The sequence below is a fragment of the Streptomyces sp. SudanB52_2052 genome, from assembly GCF_964272415.1.
In the GTDB taxonomy this organism is placed as follows: Bacteria; Actinomycetota; Actinomycetes; order Streptomycetales; family Streptomycetaceae; genus Streptomyces; species Streptomyces olindensis.
In genome coordinates, this window is the sequence record NZ_OZ186796.1 from 798,405 (window position 1) to 815,829 (window position 17,425).

The 17,425-nt window shown below is 68.7% G+C and carries 14 protein-coding genes and 2 pseudogenes; 4 read left to right on the top strand and 12 right to left on the bottom strand.

Going from position 1 to position 17,425, the window contains the following annotated elements; translation table 11 throughout:
• Nucleotides 1-314: 314 nt before the first annotated feature.
• The 10 genes and pseudogenes from ACSUPV_RS03720 to ACSUPV_RS03765 all read right to left on the bottom strand — a co-directional run bounded on the left by ACSUPV_RS03720 (nt 315) and on the right by ACSUPV_RS03765 (nt 11,228).
• Nucleotides 315-1,798 (bottom strand): annotated as a pseudogene (locus ACSUPV_RS03720) (NAD-dependent succinate-semialdehyde dehydrogenase).
• Between the two features lie 60 nt (nt 1,799-1,858).
• A complete protein-coding gene (locus tag ACSUPV_RS03725) occupies nt 1,859-2,725 on the bottom strand; it encodes an ABC transporter permease (protein WP_436946903.1) in 867 nt (288 codons plus the stop codon).
• Nucleotides 2,722-3,618 carry an ABC transporter permease gene (locus tag ACSUPV_RS03730; RefSeq protein ID WP_037768954.1) on the bottom strand — a complete coding sequence of 299 codons (897 nt, stop codon included), beginning with the start codon at nt 3,616-3,618 and terminating at the stop codon, nt 2,722-2,724. The genes ACSUPV_RS03725 and ACSUPV_RS03730 overlap by 4 nt, the downstream gene beginning before the upstream one ends.
• 3 nt (nt 3,619-3,621) lie before the next feature.
• Entirely contained in the window at nt 3,622-4,761 is a 1,140-nt protein-coding gene (locus ACSUPV_RS03735; RefSeq protein ID WP_436946904.1) for an ABC transporter ATP-binding protein, read from the bottom strand.
• Nucleotides 4,754-5,854 carry an ABC transporter substrate-binding protein gene (locus tag ACSUPV_RS03740; protein ID WP_436946905.1) on the bottom strand — a complete coding sequence of 367 codons (1,101 nt, stop codon included), beginning with the start codon at nt 5,852-5,854 and terminating at the stop codon, nt 4,754-4,756. The genes ACSUPV_RS03735 and ACSUPV_RS03740 overlap by 8 nt, the downstream gene beginning before the upstream one ends.
• Before the next feature lie 594 nt (nt 5,855-6,448).
• The gene (locus ACSUPV_RS03745; protein ID WP_037764604.1) at nt 6,449-7,183 is read right to left on the bottom strand and encodes an SDR family NAD(P)-dependent oxidoreductase; all 735 of its coding nucleotides are present in this window, start codon (nt 7,181-7,183) and stop codon (nt 6,449-6,451) included.
• 71 nt (nt 7,184-7,254) lie between these two features.
• Nucleotides 7,255-8,361 (bottom strand): alanine racemase, encoded by a 1,107-nt coding sequence (locus ACSUPV_RS03750; protein ID WP_436946906.1) that lies wholly within the window; start codon nt 8,359-8,361, stop codon nt 7,255-7,257.
• Between the two features lie 123 nt (nt 8,362-8,484).
• Nucleotides 8,485-8,958 (bottom strand): RidA family protein, encoded by a 474-nt coding sequence (locus ACSUPV_RS03755; RefSeq protein ID WP_037764605.1) that lies wholly within the window; start codon nt 8,956-8,958, stop codon nt 8,485-8,487.
• A 673-nt stretch (nt 8,959-9,631) separates the two neighbouring features.
• Nucleotides 9,632-9,889, bottom strand: a complete 258-nt coding sequence (locus tag ACSUPV_RS03760; protein ID WP_382609303.1) for a DUF2180 family protein — start codon at nt 9,887-9,889, stop codon at nt 9,632-9,634.
• 673 nt (nt 9,890-10,562) lie between these two features.
• Nucleotides 10,563-11,228: a GntR family transcriptional regulator gene (locus ACSUPV_RS03765; RefSeq protein ID WP_037764998.1), complete on the bottom strand. Its 666-nt coding sequence runs from the start codon at nt 11,226-11,228 to the stop codon at nt 10,563-10,565.
• Nucleotides 11,229-11,478: 250 nt separating this feature from the next.
• Between ACSUPV_RS03765 and ACSUPV_RS03770 the strand changes: the two genes are divergently transcribed.
• The 4 genes from ACSUPV_RS03770 to solA all read left to right on the top strand — a co-directional run bounded on the left by ACSUPV_RS03770 (nt 11,479) and on the right by solA (nt 15,553).
• Entirely contained in the window at nt 11,479-12,159 is a 681-nt protein-coding gene (locus tag ACSUPV_RS03770) for a haloacid dehalogenase type II (protein WP_031121660.1), read from the top strand.
• 55 nt (nt 12,160-12,214) lie between these two features.
• Nucleotides 12,215-12,700, top strand: a complete 486-nt coding sequence (locus ACSUPV_RS03775; protein WP_359787940.1) for a RidA family protein — start codon at nt 12,215-12,217, stop codon at nt 12,698-12,700.
• A gap of 282 nt (nt 12,701-12,982) precedes the next feature.
• Nucleotides 12,983-14,386 (top strand): NAD(P)/FAD-dependent oxidoreductase, encoded by a 1,404-nt coding sequence (locus ACSUPV_RS03780; RefSeq protein WP_031121643.1) that lies wholly within the window; start codon nt 12,983-12,985, stop codon nt 14,384-14,386.
• A 21-nt stretch (nt 14,387-14,407) separates the two neighbouring features.
• Entirely contained in the window at nt 14,408-15,553 is a 1,146-nt protein-coding gene (solA, locus tag ACSUPV_RS03785; protein WP_436946907.1) for an N-methyl-L-tryptophan oxidase, read from the top strand.
• A 169-nt stretch (nt 15,554-15,722) separates the two neighbouring features.
• Here solA and ACSUPV_RS03790 read toward each other — a convergent pair.
• A pseudogene (locus ACSUPV_RS03790) lies at nt 15,723-16,013 on the bottom strand (hypothetical protein); the annotation flags it as partial.
• Between the two features lie 15 nt (nt 16,014-16,028).
• Complete coding sequence (locus tag ACSUPV_RS03795) at nt 16,029-17,411, bottom strand: L-serine ammonia-lyase (protein WP_436946908.1); 1,383 nt, start codon at nt 17,409-17,411, stop codon at nt 16,029-16,031.
• Nucleotides 17,412-17,425: the final 14 nt, after the last annotated feature.

The window sequence follows — 17,425 nt, forward strand, 5'->3', positions numbered from 1 at the left end:
GTTGGAGATGGCAGCACCCACGGCACGCGGATCGCGGGTGCCGTGGGTTCCTGCGGAGCATGGTGCGTGGTGGTTGCTGATCAGGCTCAGGATGTGCCCGGATCGGGATCATAGGCGGCAGCGCAAACGCGCGTGTCGGGCCTCTGGACGTCGAAAGCATCGTCCAAGGCGGTCCAGACCCGCGACATCAGGCTGCCAGAGGCTTTCGCGGCCACCAAGGTGAACCCAGCCGCGCTGCTGGTGGCCGTCGCCGAACGCCTCGTCACCACCGCCGCTCACCAGGACGCGGGCGAGCCCTGCGCCCGTGTGCTTGCTCAGCTGTGGAAGCCGGGCAGGGACAGGTACTTGAGCTGCTGGTACTCGTGGAGGCCCTCGGGTCCGCCCTCGCGACCCAGGCCGGACTGCTTGACGCCGCCGAAGGGTGCCGCGACCTCGGAGACCAGCCCGCGGTTGATGCCGACCATTCCGGCCTGCAGACGGGCGGCGACCCGGCGGGCACGGTCGATGTGGGACGTCATCACGTACGACGCGAGGCCGTGCTCGGTGTTGTTGGCCACCGCGATGGCCTCGGTCTCGGTGGAGAAGCGGTGGATGGCGGCGACGGGTCCGAAGACCTCCTCGTGCATGATCGCGGCGTCGGCGGGGACGTGGTCCAGCACGGTCGGGGCGGCCCAGTGGCCCGGCCCGTCAGGGACGTCCGCCTGGCCGATGACGACGGCACCACGGGCCACGGCGTCCTCGACGAGGCGGCGGACCTTGTCCACCGCACGGTGGTCGGCCAGCGGGCCGAGCTCGGTGTCCTCCCGGTCCGGGGCGCCCACCCGAATGGCGGCCATGCGTTCGCCCAGCGCAGCGGCGAACGCGTCGGCGACTCCCTCCTGGACCAGGAACCGGTTGGCGCCGACGCAGGACTGACCGCCCAGCCGCATCTTCGCGATCATCGCTTCGCGGACCGCGAGGTCGAGGTCGGCGTCGTCGAAGACCAGGAACGGCGCGTTGCCCCCAGCTCCATCGAGGTGCGCAGCACCCGGGCACCGCTCTGCTGAAGCAGCAGCCTCCCGACCGGGGTGGACCCGGTGAAGGACAGCTTGCGCAGCCGGGGGTCGGCCAGCAGAGCCGTGGTGACCGCTGCCGCGTCACTGCTGGTGATCACGGTCAGGACACCCGCGGGCGCGTCGGCCTCACGCGCCAACTCGCCCAGCAGCAGGGAGGACAGCGGGGTGAGCTCGGCCGGTTTGAGCACGGCGGTGCAGCCCGCGGCGAGGGCGGCGGCGGCCTTGCGGGCGGCCATGGCCAGCGGCACGTTCCACGGAGTGATCAGCAGGCAGGGCCCGACCGGTTCGGCGACGGTGACGATATGGCTCCTGCCGTCCGGGGAGGGCGTGCTGCGCGCGTGCGGGCGAACCGCCTCCTCGGCGTACCAGCGGAAATAGGCCGCGGCGTAGTCGACCTCGCCCCGGGCTTCGGCGATCGTCTTGCCGATCTCCAGGGTGATGATCCGGGCCAACCGCTCACGGTGCTCGATCAGGGCGTCGGTGAGCCGGTGCAGGACGGCCGCGCGGTCCCGCGGGCTGGTGAGGGCCCACTGGTCGGCGGCCCCGGCCGCCGCGTCCAGTGCTCGCAACGCGTCCTGTGGGCCGCAGTCGGCGACGGTGGCGATGACTTCTTCGGTCGCGGGGTTGCGCACCTCGAAGGTGCGCCCGCCGGTGGCGGGTTGCCAGTCGTGGGCCAGGAAGCCACGGGGGACGGATTCCAGGACTGCCGACTGCCATGAGGGAGCGGTGAGCGTGTCAGTCATGCGCGTGGCTCTTTCGCTGATCGCAGGGTGGTGTGTCGAGGGAACACGATCGGTGGCTGGTCACACGGCCTCGCCTCCGGGGTTGGCGACGCCGACCGTGTTCTCGACCGAGAGCAGGGAGTCCTGTCGTCCGGAGCCGAGCCAGCGCACCAGGGCCACCAGGCCGAGGGCGAGGATGGCGAAGGCGGTGAGGAGCGCGCTGACGGCGGTGACGCTGGGGTCGATCTCGAAGGTGAGCGAGTTGTAGACCTGCACGGGCAGGGTGACGGTGTCGACCGAGGAGAGGAACTGGGAGATGTAGAACTCGTCGAAGCTGGTGATGAAGGAGAAAATCGCCGCCGCGATCATGCCGGGTGCGGCGAGGGGGAAGGTGATCTTCCGGGCGATCGTGAGCCGGCCCGCGCCCATGCTCGCGGCGGCGTCCTCGAGGCGTTCGTCGATCCCGCGCAGGGTCGCGATCAGGATCAGCACCGCGATCGGTGAGGCCAGCACGGTGTGGCCGAGGGCGATGGCGATAGGGCTGCCCAGCATCGCGGCGGGCTCGAACAGCAGGAACAGGCCGAGCGCGGTGACGATCTGCGGGATGACCAGAGGGCCGAGGACCAGGGCGAAGACCGCTGAGCGCAGCGGGAGTTCGCTGCGGACCAGCGCGGTCGCCGCGGTCACCCCGATGATCAGGGAGAACACGGTACTCAGCGCGGCGACCAGGGCGCTCAGGGAGAGCGCGGCAGGCCATTTGCTGCCGTCGGCGAACAGGGCCTTGTACCAGTTCAGCGTCCACGCCTCGGGCGGGAAGGCGGCGAAGGCGTTGTTGCTGAAGGAGGTGACGAGGATGACGACGATCGGCAGCGCCAGGAACAGCAGGATCACAGTGGCGACCGCGGTCAGGGCGATGCGTCCGGTGAGGGACTTGCGCAGTTCCATCATGACGCACTCCTCTTTTTACGGCTGGCGCCCAGTGAGGTCACGGCCTTGACCAGGAGGAGTCCGGCCAGGGTGAGGACCAGCAGGATGACGCCTTGCGCGGCGGCGCCGTTCCACTGGTTCTCCTTGGTGACCTGCTGGTTGATGAGGGTGGCGATCATCGTCTGGTCGGGTCCGCCCATCAGGGCCGGGGTGATGTAGTAGCCCAGCGAGAGGATGAAGCTGAGCAGTCCGGCGCTGGCCAGGCCGGGGGCGACCAGCGGCAGGTAGACCCTGCGGAAGATGGTCACGCGTCCGGCGCCCATGCTGGCCGCGGCCGCCATCAGGCGGCGGTCCACGCCGCGCATCACGCCGTACAGCAGCAGCACCGTGTACGGCAGCATCATCGAGGTGGTGCCGATGACGACGCCGAGTTCGTTGTAGAGCAGCTGGAACGGCGCGCCGGGGACCGACATGGCGGCCAGCGTCTCGTTCACCAGGCCCTTGTCACCGAGCATGATGATCCAGCCGTAGGTGCGTACCAGGGCGGACACGAAGTGCGGGACGACGACGATCAGCATGGCCAGGCCCGCCAGGATGGGCTTGAGCCGGGTGATCGCCTGGGCCAGGACGAACCCGAACACCAGGCTCAACACGGCGGTCTCGGCGGAGATCCGCAGCGTAGTGAACAGCACCGACAGGTTCACGCCGGTCAGGGCGTCGGCGTACCAGTGCAGGGTGAACGATCCGTCGGCGTCCTTCAGGCTGAGCAGCAGCGTGCTGAAGATCGGGTAGACGAACAGCACCAGCAGATACACGACGACCGGCAGCGCGTAGAGGATCCCGACGCGTGTCCTGCGCGAAGCCAGGAGTTTGCGCGGGCGGGCGGGGGCCCCCGCGGTGAGGGTGGCTGCCATGGCTCACCCTGCCTGTTCGTCTGCGAAGAGGTTGACGTCGTCCGCATCGGCGGTGATCCCGACCCGCTCGCCCGCGACCGGGCCCCGGCCCGCCGGGACCTCCAGACGCAGCAGCGGTGCCTGACCGCCGTCGATGCGCACCCCGGCGCGGACCAGAGTGCCCACATACGTGGCGGTCTCGACAGTGCCGGTACAGAAGCCGTCGTCGGTGGCGCAGGCTCGCAGCCGGCCCGGCTGGACGGCGACCTTGACCTGGGTACCCACGGCGAGGTCGTGGCGGCGCGCCTTGATCAGGCCGCCGCTGTTGTCGAGGCGGACCAGGGTGTGCTCGCCGTCATGCTGTTCGACGCGGCCGGGCAGGAAGTTGGCCGCGCCGAGGAAGTCCGCCACGAACGGGGTCTTGGGCCGCTCGAACAGCTCCCTGGGGGTGTCGAACTGCTCGATCAGGCCGTTGCGCATCACCGCGATACGGTCGGACATGACCAGCGCCTCTTCCTGATCGTGCGTCACATAGATGACGGTCAGGCCGAGTTCCTGCTGGATGGTCTTGATCTCGACCTGGAGCTGGTCACGCAGCTTCTTGTCCAGCGCGCCGAGCGGTTCGTCCATGAGGATGACCGGCGGACGGTAGACCAGCGCCCGGCACAGGGCGACCCGCTGCTGCTGACCGCCGGACAGCTCACGCGGCTTACGCCCGCCGAACCCGGACAGGCCCGCGATCTCCAGCGTCTCCCCCACCCGGCGGCGAATCTCGTCCTTCGCCACTCCGCGCAGGGTGAGCGGAAAGGCGACGTTCTCGGCGACCGTCATGTGCGGGAAGAGCAGGTACTGCTGGAAGACGAAGCCCAGGCCGCGTTTCTGCGGCGCGAGCCGGGTGACATCCCGGTCCCCGACGGTGATGGTGCCGGAGTCGGGTTCGCAGAACCCGGCGATCATCATCAGCGTCGTGGTCTTGCCCGACCCCGAGGAGCCGAGGAAGGTGACGAACTCCCCGGCGGCGATCTCCATGGACGCCTCGTCGACGGCGACCACGTCGCCGTAGGTCTTGCGCAGGGCCACCACCGACAGCGATTTGCCGGTCGCGGTGGCCGGCTTGCCGCCGGCCACCTTGACGGACGGTGTGGCAACACCGAATTCAGCCACGAGCCCACTCCAACCAGCGCTTGGTGACGGCCGATTCGTTCTTCAGCCACCAGTCGACATCCGCGTCGAAACCCTTGTCGTAGTACTGCGGCGCGCCGGCGGAAGCGTTGCGCTGGTCCTCGGTGAGCTTTTCGTAGGCCACCGGCGAGGACGGGTTCGACGGAAAGAACTTGACCAGGTTGGCCTGGCTCTCGGCACGCAGCGAGAAGTCCATCAGCTGGTAGGCGTTGTCCATGTTGGCCGCGCCCTTGGCGATGGCGTAGCCGGAGAACTGGCGGCGCGTGCCGTTGAGCTGCCGCTCGACCGGGACGCCCTGCTTCTGCAGGTCGGCGAGCCGGCCGTCCCAGACGGTGGACATCGTCACTTCCTGGCGGCTGAGCAGCACGCCGGGCAGCGGGCCGCTGTCCCAGAACTTCTTGATGTCCGGCCGCAGCCGGGTCAGCACCTTGAACGCGCGGTCCACGTCCAGCGGGTACAGCTTGTCCATCGGGACGCCGTCGGCCAGCAGCGCGAACTCCAGCTCCGGCAGGTCACCGTCCGGGTGGACCATCGCACGGGAGCCCTGGAACGCCTTGGTGTCCCAGAAGTCCGCCCACGACTCGGGCTTCCGGCCCCCGAAGGCGTCGGTGCGGTAGCCGATGCACTGACCGTAGAAACTGTGTCCGATGGCATGGTCGGTGATCTGGGCCTTGGGGATCTTCGCGCTCCTCAGGCTCTTGACCCGGTCGAGGTCCAGCGCCTCCAGCGCGTCCTGCTTGACGTACTTGTAGTGAGACATCATCGAGTTGTTGATGAGGTCGCACTGCGGGCGGCCCTGCTTGATCTGCGCCAGCAGCGGGGCGTCGTCCAGGTTGAGCACCTTGACCTGGATGCCGGTCTCCTGGGTGAACGGCGTGTAGATCGCCTTCTGTAGGGCCGCCCCGTAGGAACCGCCGCTGTCACGGACGACCACCGTCTTACCGCCACCCTTGCCTCCGGCCGCGGCGCGGCTGGTGCCGGTGCCGCAGGCGGCCAGGGAGGGAAGAGCGGCGAGGGCGGCGAGGCCGCCTGCTCCGCGCAGGAGCGCTCTACGACCGATCTGGGCATCACTCATGGCAGTACTCCTCATATAGGGACGCGTGGGACCAGCTGTGCGGGGGCTTTACCTCGCAGGTGGGGGGTGGGATGTGCAGGGCGGCGAACGCGGACGGAAGAATTGCCCGCTTGCGTTGTCGGTCGCCTCTTTGGGCGCGTGTTCGCCGTGGATCGGGTCCCCGACGACCGTGTTGTCGGGGCGACTCCGGCTGGAAGACCGGATGAGTGGCGGCGGCGTCGGTCTTCGACGTTGCTCAGCAGGCAGCTTCGCGAGAGGTCTCGAAGACGATCGGGTCGCGCGGTACCGGCGTCACATCACGGTCACGTAGATCTTGCGGACGGTTTCGATGGCGGCACGTACGCGCAGGCGGGGCCCGTTCGCGAGGTGCGGAGGCCGGCGACGCCTCGCGGCCGGCGTCGGGGTGGCCAGGGTTGCGCGGATGTGCTCTTCGGCACGGGCGCAGCGGGTAGCGCAGTCCGAGTGCGGCGATCGGGGCATGCGCTCGACTCGTGGTCGATCAGGCATGCCACAAGCGGCGGTTGCCGAAGGCAGAAGACGAGACGGAGAACAGGTCGTTCAGCCGATGCTGGTGGTGATGCCCAGCAGGGATGCTCAGAAAGCGGTGTAGCCGCCGTCGACGGTCAGGACCGATCCGGTCACGTACGACGACTCCGAGGACGCGAAGAAGAGCACCGCGTCGGCGACCTCTTCAGGGGTGGCGAGGCGCTGGAGCGGGATCGTGCTCTCGCGCTCGCGGCGGTAGCCCTCGGGGTCGGGCCTGCGTTGGAACGCCGCTTCGATGATCGGGGTGGCGGTCAGACCCGGAGCGACGACGTTGACACGGATGTTGCGCGGGGCCCATTCGATCGCGGCGCCCTTGGCGAGCATGATGAGGCCACCCTTGGCGGCGGAGTACAGGACCTGTCCGGCCATGCCGACCATGCCCAGCCGTGAACTGACGCAGACGAACGAGCCGCCGGTCTCAGGCATCAGCGGCGCGAAGTGCTTCATCACCAGGAACGCGCTGAGCAGGTTGCTCTCGAGCACGTTCTTCGCGTCGTCGTAGGCCATCTCGGTGAGCGGACTGGCAGCCTGCAGGCCGTGGTTGAGGACGACGACGTCGACGGTGCCGAAGGACTCGGCGGCCTGCTTGGCCAGGTGCTCGACGAACGCCTCGTCGTTGAGGTCTCCGGGAACGTACAGGTCGTCGGGCTCAGCACTGTCGAGCCGCTCCCTGCGTCCGGTCAGCAGCAGCCGCGCGCCCTCGCGGCGGAAGTGGGAACTCACGGCCTGCCCGATGCCACTGCTGGCGCCGGTCACCAGGGCCGTGACGTTGTTGAGTCTCATGTGGGGCATTCCTTTGCGGTGGAGGTAGGTCGGATTGCGGGCTCGGCCACGAACATCTCGTCCCGTGCCGGTCAGTTGAGGAATCCGCGGGCGTCGACCGGCCACCGCTCCAGCGACGTGCCCGTGCTGTCGGTGACGATCAGTTCCTCGAAACCGAGGACGACCGGGCACACGTGGTTCGGCACCACCGGTACGACGGTGCCGACGCTGGGGCGGAACTCGCCGTCTGGCAGCGGGAGGAATCCGTGGTACTCGTTGACCTTGGACAGGACCGCCTTCGTGCCGGCGATGCCGCCGTAGCCGATCTCGGGGCTGCCTTCTTTGCTGAGGGCCTTGTTGCCCACATCGACGATGACCTGGCCGGGGACCCAATCGCTGACCACGGTGCCGGCGACGAACAGCGCGATCTGGTCCTCCGTGCAGGAGCCCAGCCGGGCGTTGTTCAGATCGCCGAAGACATACTCGCCGGGACGGATCTCGGTGATCACGCCGCTGGTGGAGAACTCGAGGGTGGGAGTGGACCCGGCGCTGACCACCTCAGCGGTGACCCCGACGTCGGCGAGGCTGCGTACCGCGGTGATGAGCGCGGCCTCCTGGTCCTGCGCAGCGCGCCCGCGAGCGTCCCGACCGGCACCACCGTGACCCGGATAGGTGAAGACACCCACTGGTACCAGACCGCGCTTGCGGGCGGCGAGCGCGAGGTCGGCCGCAGCCTCGGGCGGCGCCCCGGAACGACGGGCGCCGCAGTCGACCTCGACCACGACCTGCAGCCGGTCCGGTTCGTCCCCCATCGCGTCGGCGAGGGCCTCGATCGCCAGCACGTTGTCGACACCGACCCGCAGTCGGGCGGACTCGGCAAGCCGGCGGATCCGGGGACCCTTCGTTCCCGCCGGCCAGACCGGGTAGGCGAGGAAGATGTCGTCGAATCCGGCCGCGGCAAAGACCTCGGCCTCACCGACGTTTCCCGCGGTGATCCCGACCGCGCCGGCCTCGATCTGGCGTCGCCCGATCTCCACGCACTTGTGCGTCTTGATGTGCGGCCTGACCTTGAGGTTGTGCTGGTCGGCGAAGCTCTGGATGCGGTCGATGTTGCCTTGCATGACGTCGACCAGCACGATCGGGGCGGGGGTGTCGATCCGCTCGACCACAGCGTCGAGTGCTCGTTGCAGCCGGTTCACGCTGCCCTCCTTGTGATTCTGCCTGGAATGATCGAGGGGCGCGAGTGCTGACTCCCCTTGGATGCCGACGGCGCGCGGCCCGCGATATCGCGCGTCCTTGCGTACACCGCCGTCGAGACCGCCCTATACGGCGGTGCAGACCATCTGGATCTCGACCGGACTGTTGAGCGGCAGCCCGGCGACACCGATCGCGGTGCGGGCGTGCCGTCCCTTCTCCCCCAGCACCTCGATGAGCAGTTCACTGGCCGCGTTGGCGACCTTCGACTGCTCACCGAAGTCCGGCGTACTGGCCACGAAGACCAGCATCTGCACGATCCGGACCCGGTCCAGATCGCCCACCGCCTGCACAGCGGCAGCGAGGCAGTTGAGCACGGCATGGCGCGCGAGTGACCGCGCCGTCTCCAGCTCGACGTCCCGGCCGACCGTGCCCTGACCCTGCAGCCAACCGTCCTGGTAGGGCAGCTGGCCCGAAATGTAGATGCTGGAGCCCACGGTCCGGTGGTGGACGTAGTACGGGTTGTCACCGAGCTCGGGAAGGGCCAGACCCAGGGCCTGGAGCCGGTCGGAAGCCGAGCCGGTGTTCGCTGCCGAAGTCATGGACTGGCTCATCGAGCCACCTCCCGCTTCGCATGAATCTTGATCATCTGCACTCGGTTCTCCTCTCGAGTAACAGCGGCGACATATCGCCGTATGGTGGCTTAAAACTGCCACCACATTGTCGTTTGTCGACCATATGGCTGCCTGTCGAGCAGTGTCAATACGAACTTCAACCTGGCTCGCCGGTCTCATCCAGGTTCGACATGGACGAGCATGCGCAGGACACCCGTCCGCGACGATCCAGCAGCAAGAAGGCCGTGACGGAGCAACTCACCGACACGGAGAGTAAGTTGACTGCACTGTCCTGGTCGGCTCTTTGGGTCTTGAGGCCGATCACGACAGCACGTGCGCCTTGCGGGCGCAGGCACCACCGGGTGCTCGCGACCTCCTCGATCACGCAGCCCCGGGGCCCCGGGTTCAGGCGGCGCGCCCCGCCCACGCATCAGCCGACGCCCTGGACACGCGGCAACCGATCCGCCCTCGTTCTGCTCCTACGGCAACTCCCCGTCCGCGGTTGCGCCTCCGTCATGACGCACCAGCCGTGGCCACGACTGAGGCCCGGACGCCGCACCAGTGATCCGGGGCGGCGTCCGGGCAGGCCGAGAAGGGTTGCTCGGACGGGCGGCGCTCGATCGGCGACCGATGATGCGATGCGACAAGCGCACCATCCGGGTCAGTGCGCCGTCTCGGCCATGTCGCAGGTGTGGCATACCACCCTGCGGGCCGGGATCCGGCCGTACGCAGCGCCCATGCCGAGCTGGCGGGTGACCTGTACCTGACGTACGCGGGCATGGTTCTCGCAGGTGGCCAAGCCGCAGCGCGAGCACACACCGATGCCGGTGGTGTCGCTGCGCGCCTCCTGAAGGCAGTCGTAGCACCTCATGTTCAACTCCGATTTCAGCGGGGGCCAGGTGCGGCGGCCGACCAACATGAACAAACCCACCTAGGCCACGCACACCTACTCAAGGAGCTTGAAAAGTATGCGCCAGTTTAGACTTTGTCAAGACTGAGACTCGATCGCGCTCGTCCGGCCAGGGTCCTCGTCCGGCCAGGGTCCTCGTCCGGCCAGGGCGCGATGCGGTGCGGGTGGTGGACGGCGGCGGGCCGGTGACCGCGACACTCCGCGAGCGGGCACCTCCGTGGCCTCGCCCGGCTGCTGACTGCGGGCAGTTGCCTCCACATTCGGGCCGGCCATGCGCCAGCTCGTGGGCGGCTGCCACCACCGCGCACCGGCCGTTGGGTGCGGTTCGTCAGCGAGCAGATCCGCCGGCCGCCCGCTGGGGCCCCTGCCGGCGGGCACGCCGCTGCCGGCGGACCGAAGGGCTTCTCCGGTATCTCCACCGTGCCCCGCAGCCACAGCGAAACGGGCATCGACCGGCTGTGGCAGGGCAAGAATGCCGTGGTGCCACTGGTGCGCCAGGCCGTCCAGCTGCCGCGAGTTCTCCAGGGGAAGGCCACGGCCGAGCGCGACGTCGATCCCCGGCGTGCCCCTGGCCGAGGTCCTGCCCCTGGTCGCCACCGCGCCCCGCCGTCCGGTGAAGGAACGGCCCCGCCCGCGCGACTGCCCGCCCGGCGGCACGGCCTCACACCTGCCCTGGCAGGCGTTACCCCGAGTCCCCCGTTCGGCCTCCCAGTCCCACGGGGAAGTGGGCAGCCAGTTCCTGGCGGAACGCGTCGGTGTCGCCTTCCAGGGCAACCGCGGCCAACCGCTCGTGCTCGACGACCAATTGCTGCGGGTCGTCGCTGTAAGTGCGGTGATCGACGCTGAGGTGAAGGCGCAGCTTGGTCTCCCAGCCGTTCCAGAGACTCTGCAGGACGCCATGACCGGAGAGATCGTAGAAGAGCCTGTGGAAGCGAAGATGCGCGTCGATGCTGGCCGGGATGTCGCCCTTCTCCATCGCCCGGCGGAGGTCCTCGACGGTTTGCAGCAACTGAGGCCGCTCGGAACCACGCAGCTTTTCGGCCGAGAGCTCGGCGGCGTACGGCTCGACCCGCAGCCGGACCGAGTCGATCTCGGCGACCTCACGAGCGCTCACCTCTACGACGAACGCCCCGCGGTAGGGGATCTTGACGACGAGCCCTTCCTCCTCCAGCTTGGTCAGCGCTTCCCGCAGCGGGGACCGGCTGATGCCGAGATCCGCGGCGATGTGCGCCTCACGCAGCTGGCCACCAGGAGGCACGGTGCCGTCGAGGATGGCGGCACGCAGTGTGCGGTAGACGCCGTCCGGCGTCGTCATCCGCTGCTCCTGCCACTCGAACTTGTGGTCCACCCCGTCGTCCTCCCTCAGTGCCCTGCCGACCACTTGGTCGTTTGTCGACTATAGCGCCCGCCCTGCACGGAGCTCCCTGGATTCAGGGGCCCGCACCCTGTCCGGCTCGCCGGTCGCGACGCCAGGTCCGGGCCCGCTTCTCCGACTCTATTGACAGTCGTGATTCATTTGGTCGACAATCGACCACGAGGCAGATGGTCGACAATCGACCAAACGCAAGACTGTTCCACTGACACACCAGGAGGACCCAGTGGGATTCGACGTCAAGCCCAAGTTCGTGACGTTCGACATGAACGGAACGCTGATCAACTTCCGCATCAACGACACGATGCGTGAGGTCCTGGGTGACCGGCTGCCGGCCGAGGTCGCCGATGAGTTCCTGCGGATCTGCAAGGCGTACCGGATCGACGAGTGCACGGGCGCGTACCAGCCCTTCCACCAGGTCGTCGCGCGCTCGATGGAGCGCGCCCTGCACAAGGTCGGTCTCGAGTACCGCGAGGACGAGGCGCGGGCGGTGTACGAGCGCATCCCCACCTGGGGCCCGCACCCCGGTGTCACCGAGGCGCTGAACCGCCTGGCCGAGGAGGTCCCGCTGGTCATCATCACCAACAGCGACACCGCGCACGCCGTGCGCCTCGCGGAGAACCTCAAGGCCCCGTTCGAGGTCGTCATCAGCGCCGAGGAGATGGGCGTCTACAAGCCGCGACTCCGCGCCTTCGAGTACATGTTTGACAAGCTCGGCGTGACACCCGACGAGCTCGTGCACGTCTCCGCGAGCCCGATGTACGACCTGCGCTCCGCGGCCATCATGGGCATCGAGAACAAGGTGTACGTCGACCGCGGCTGGGAGCACGACGAGCACTGGCTCGGCTACGAGCGGATCACCGACATCGCCGACCTCCCCGTCCTCTTCGGCCTGCCGCGCCCCTGACGCCTGAGCCTGAGCGGAGAACCGAGGAAATGATCCACAGCAAGACGGTGGCGGAATGAGTCAGCCCCTGCCTCAAACCGTCAAGGGTGACTCGGCTTCAGAAAGGCTCCGGGCCCTGGGACTGGAGCTACCCGTCCTCGCCGGCACCACGTACCTCGTGCCCCACCGGACGGTGGGCTCCACCATCCACCTCTCCGGCCAACTCCCCTTCAAGGACGGCGAGCTGCTGGGGCAGGGCGTTGTCGGCCGGGACGTGGAGCTGGAGACCGCGCAGGAGCTCGCACGCCATGCCGTGCTCAACTGCCTCGCCGCTGCTGTGCAGGCGGTGGGCGATCTGGACCGGGTCCGGATCGTGCAGATGCTGGTCTTCGTGGCCAGTACGCCGGACTTCGGTGAGCAGTCGAAGGTCGCCAACGCGGCCAGTGAACTGCTCATCGAGGTACTGGGGGAGAACGGACGGCACGCCCGCACCGCGATCGGTGTCGCCGGGCTGCCGCTCAACACCCCTGTCGAGATCCAGGTCGTCTGCACCGCCGTATAGCGGCGAGCCACTCATGAGCAGCGCGGCGGTGGCCCGGCATCGACAGGCACTCGACGCCCTCGGCCAGCACGATCGACACCCCGGTGCGGATCCTGCTGGCCGACGGGAGGGGCGATTTCGCTCAGGCACCTCGCCGCTCCCGAGGAGATCGCCGACGCCGTTCTGTTCCTCGCGTCGTCGGAGTCCTCGTACATCACCGGGGCAACCCACCCCGTCGACGGCGGCCACACCGCCTTCCGGCAGTGGTCCACGCGGTTCCCAGAGACAGATGAAGGACACACCATGAACGCCCCAGCGGCACCACCCCGCAACGGAGAGCTCGGCTTCTGGGTGGCCCAACTGGCCGACAGGAAGCCCTCGTTCCCCCGCTTCACCGGCCAGGACTCCGTCGACGTGGCCATTGTGGGCGGCGGCTACACCGGCCTCTGGGCGGCGTACTTCGCCAAGAAGCTCGAACCCTCGCTCTCGGTCGCCGTCTTCGAGGCCGAGCAGGTGGGCTACGGCGCGTCAGGGCGCAACGGTGGCTGGCTCTCGGCCATGCCGCCGGGAAACCGTGCCACCTTCGCCCGCGCCGGGGGAGGGCTGGAGGCGAGCCGGGCGCTGCAGCAGGAGTTCGTCGCCGGCGTCGACGCTGTCCTGGACATCCTTGAGGCCGAGGGCATCGATGCCGATCAGCACAAGGGCGGCGCGCTCGTCGCCGCTCACACTCGGGCGGGGCTGGGCCGACTGGTCACCAGGCGTGACGCCGAACTGAAGTACGGGCTGACCGACGACGAAGTCCACCTGCTCGACCGGGACGAGTTCCAGTCCCGGATCAACATCTCCACCGTTCACGGCGGACTCTTCTACAAGCACTGCGCGCGGATCCACCCCGCGAAACTCGTCTACGGCCTCGCCGACACCCTGACCTCCATGGGGGTCAGGATCTACGAGAGCAGCCGCGTGGACCGTGTCGAGGGCAAGACCCTCACCCTGGCCGACGGGCGTGTCACCGCGGCGAAGACATTCATCTGCACCGAAGGCTATTCGGGACAGCTGCTGGGCCGCCGGAGCCTGATCCCGGTCAATTCCTCGATGATCGTGACCAAGCCCCTGCCGGAGGAGGCCTGGCAGCAGATCGGCTGGGACGGGCCCCAGTGCCTCAACGACTCCGCGCACACGTTCATCTACTCCCAGCGGACATCCGACGGCCGTATCGCCATGGGGGGCCGTGGTGTCCCCTACCGCTTCGGGTCCGGCACGGGGGGAGCCGGTGCGACTGCCCAGTCCACCATCGACCTGATCTCGCACAAGCTCAGTACCTTCTTCCCGGGCATCTCCTTCGAGGTGGATCACGCCTGGTCGGGAGTCCTGGGCGTCACGCGTGACTGGAACGGCGGTGTGCACTGGGACCCGGCATCCGGGATCGGGTCGTCCACCGGCTACGCGGGACACGGTGTCACGGCGGCCTACGTCGGCGGCAGGACTCTCGTGGAGCTCGCCTTCGAGAAGGAAACCGAACGGACCACCCTTCCCTGGGTCGGCTACCGGGCACGGAAGTGGGAACCGGAACCCATCCGCTGGCTGGGCGTTCACGCCATGTACCGGCTCTTCGGCATTGCCGACCAGTGGGAGGAGCGCAGGGGATCCACCGCCACCTCGCTCCTGGCCAGATTCGGCAGCAGGCTCGCCGGACTTCACGAGTAGACGAAAAGGACAATTGCTCACATGGACGCACAACTCGCCGTCATCGGCCTGGGCAGCATCGGAAGCATGGCCCTATGGCAGGCCTCCCGGCTGGGCGGCTCGGTCGTGGGCTTCGAGGCCGCCACGCCGGCCCACGGCCGGAGTGCCGTGGGCGGGGACACCCGGCTGTTCCGCATGGTCTACCTCGGCAAGCCCGACTACTACCCCATCATCGAACGCTCCCGCAGCCTGTGGGCCGAACTCGAAGCGGAAACCGGGCAGGAAATCCTCACCCCTACCGGGGGCCTGTCCATCGGGACGGTGAACGGCAGCTTCATCAACGGCCTCCTCGAGACAGCGCGCGCCAACGGAGCCGAGCACCGCGTCCTCAGCCGGGAGGAATTGGCGAAGCGCTACCCCCAGCACAACCTGCGCCCCGACGACTGTGCCCTCTATGACCCCCGCGCCGGCGTTCTGCGCACCGACCGCGCCGTCAGCGCTGCCGTCACGGCGGCCCAGGCCAACGGCGCCACAGTCCTCCAGAACACACCCGTGGACAGCATCACCGAAACCGACCACGGCGTGGTCGTCACTTCGGGCGACAGGAGCTGGACGTTCGAGAAGGTCATCGTCGCCTCGGGCGGCTGGTCCCGCAGGCTCATGCCCGACCACCTCAAGGCCGTCACAGAAACCCATCGGATCGTCCTGACCTGGTTCGTCGCCCAGGACGCCACACAGTTCTCGCCGGAGAACTTCCCCGTCTTCAGCCGGCTGTACGGCGATCGCTCCCTGTACGGCGCACCCGCCGTCGACGGCGTGACGGTCAAGGCATCGGTGGACGGACCGCTGGACGGACGCGGAAGGGAAACTCCCGACCCGGACTCCGTGCCCAGGGAACTCACCCGGCGCGAAATCGAGAAGGTCACCGAGATCGTCACCGACTTCTTTCCCGGCCTGATCCCCACCATCGTGCGCGCCGACGCCTTCCCCGACCTCTTCACCGAGGACAGGCACCCCCTCCTCGGCTGGCTGGACGAGAACAGCAGAGTCTACTGCGCCACCGGATTCTCCGGGAAGGGCTTCAAGATGGCCACCGGCTACGGTCACATCGCCGCACACGAGGCGCTCGGCAAACAGACCATAGGGGGCCTGGATTTCGTGCGTCCGGACCGGTTCAAGATCAGGTAGCCCACCCACGTCCGCTGCCGCGGCACGCGGTAGCGCCGGTATCGCGCCGTTCGGCTGATGTTCGTGGCGGGACTCATCTCGTGATGTCCCGCCACGATGCCGAGAACCAGCCGTATGCCGAACGCGCTCCCCAGCGACGCCACGCTGATCGCGCCACCGCACCTTCGGCTTCAGTCCGCGCGTCCAGCAGCTCGCCCTCGGGCGAGAACAGCCCGGCGGCATACAGTCCGCCGGTCCGGTCGAACACCCGCTGTGCGGCCCGCAGTCGGTCGGGGAGGGCGGCCAGCAGCTCGGCGGTGACACGGACCGGAGGCGTGTCGGCGATCGGCCACCGCGCCGTGGTCCGTACGGCGTTCGCCACTTCCTCGGCCCGCCCGGCCCAGACCAGCGTGTCCGGGCGCGTGCTCGGCGCACCGTCCCGGATCCGCAGCACGCGCCGTCGCTCGGTGACCCGTCCCATGCTCCGTCCGTCTCCTCAGCACTCGATGACGTTGACGGCCAGGCCGCCGCGGGCGGTCTCCTTGTACTTGACCTTCATGTCGGCGCCGGTCTCCTTCATCGTCTTGATGACCTTGTCGAGGGAGACGTGGTGGCGGCCGTCGCCGCGCAGCGCCATCCGGGCGGCGGTGACGGCCTTGACCGCGGCCATGCCGTTGCGTTCGATGCAGGGGATCTGGACGAGGCCGCCGACCGGGTCGCAGGTCAGGCCGAGGTTGTGTTCCATGCCGATCTCCGCGGCGTTCTCCACCTGTTCGGGGCTGCCGCCGAGGACCTCGGCGAGACCGCCGGCGGCCATCGAGCAGGCGGAGCCGACCTCGCCCTGGCAGCCGACCTCGGCGCCGGAGATGGACGCGTTCTCCTTGAAGAGCATGCCGATGGCGCCGGCCGCGAGCAGGAAGCGGACGATGCCGTCCTCGTCGGCGCCGGGCACGAAGTCGAGGTAGTAGCGCAGCACGGCCGGGATGATGCCCGCCGCGCCGTTCGTCGGCGCGGTGACGACCCGGCCGCCGGCGGCGTTCTCCTCGTTCACCGCCATCGCGTAGAGGGTCACCCACTCCAGCGCGCGGACCGCCGCGTTGCCCTCGCTGCGCAGTGCCCGGGCCGCCGCCGCGGCCCGCCGACGGACCTTCAGGCCGCCGGGGAGGATGCCCTCACGGCCCAGTCCGCGCGCGACACAGGCCTCCATGGCCCGCCAGATCTCCAGCAGGCCCGCGCGGATCTCGTCCTCGGTGCGCCAGGCCTTCTCGTTCTCCAGCATCAACGCGGAGATCGACAGACCGGTCTCCTTCGTCAGGCACAGGAGTTCGTCGCCGGTGCGGAACGCGTGGGGCAGCACCGTGGCGTCGGGGGTGACGCGGTCCGCGCCGACCGCGTCCTCGTCGACGACGAAGCCGCCCCCCACCGAGTAGTACGTCTTCTCCAGCAGCGGCACCCCGTCGGCGTCGTACGCGAAAAGGATCATGCCGTTGGCGTGGTACGGCAGCGAGCGCCGACGGTGCAGGACCAGCTGGGTCGAGGCGTCGAAGCCGATCTCGTGGGCCGGGCCGATCTCGGCGCCGAGGAGCCGGATGCGTCCGTTGCCGCGGATCCGGTCGACGTCCAGGTCGGCCCGGGCGACGTCGACCGTGTGCGGTTCGTTGCCCTCCAGCCCGAGCAGCACCGCCTTCGGGGTGCCGTGACCGTGGCCGGTGGCACCGAGGGAGCCGAACAGCTCCGCCCGGACCGCGGCGGTCTGGGCAAGCAGCCCGTCCTGCTTCAGCCGGGCGACGAACATCCCGGCGGCCCGCATCGGGCCGACGGTGTGCGAACTGGACGGACCGATGCCTATGGAGAACAGGTCGAAGACGCTGATTGCCACGCCACACTCCGTGG

Coding starts and splice junctions, on each gene's coding strand:
- solA (WP_436946907.1), top strand. CDS start 14,408: ATGGACGCACAACTCGCCGTCATCGGCCTGGGCAGCATCGGAAGCATG.
- ACSUPV_RS03725 (WP_436946903.1), bottom strand. CDS start 2,725: ATGATGGAACTGCGCAAGTCCCTCACCGGACGCATCGCCCTGACCGCG.
- ACSUPV_RS03745 (WP_037764604.1), bottom strand. CDS start 7,183: ATGAGACTCAACAACGTCACGGCCCTGGTGACCGGCGCCAGCAGTGGC.
- ACSUPV_RS03760 (WP_382609303.1), bottom strand. CDS start 9,889: ATGTTGGTCGGCCGCCGCACCTGGCCCCCGCTGAAATCGGAGTTGAAC.
- ACSUPV_RS03740 (WP_436946905.1), bottom strand. CDS start 5,854: ATGAGTGATGCCCAGATCGGTCGTAGAGCGCTCCTGCGCGGAGCAGGC.
- ACSUPV_RS03755 (WP_037764605.1), bottom strand. CDS start 8,958: ATGACTTCGGCAGCGAACACCGGCTCGGCTTCCGACCGGCTCCAGGCC.
- ACSUPV_RS03730 (WP_037768954.1), bottom strand. CDS start 3,618: ATGGCAGCCACCCTCACCGCGGGGGCCCCCGCCCGCCCGCGCAAACTC.
- ACSUPV_RS03775 (WP_359787940.1), top strand. CDS start 12,215: ATGAGTCAGCCCCTGCCTCAAACCGTCAAGGGTGACTCGGCTTCAGAA.
- ACSUPV_RS03780 (WP_031121643.1), top strand. CDS start 12,983: ATGAACGCCCCAGCGGCACCACCCCGCAACGGAGAGCTCGGCTTCTGG.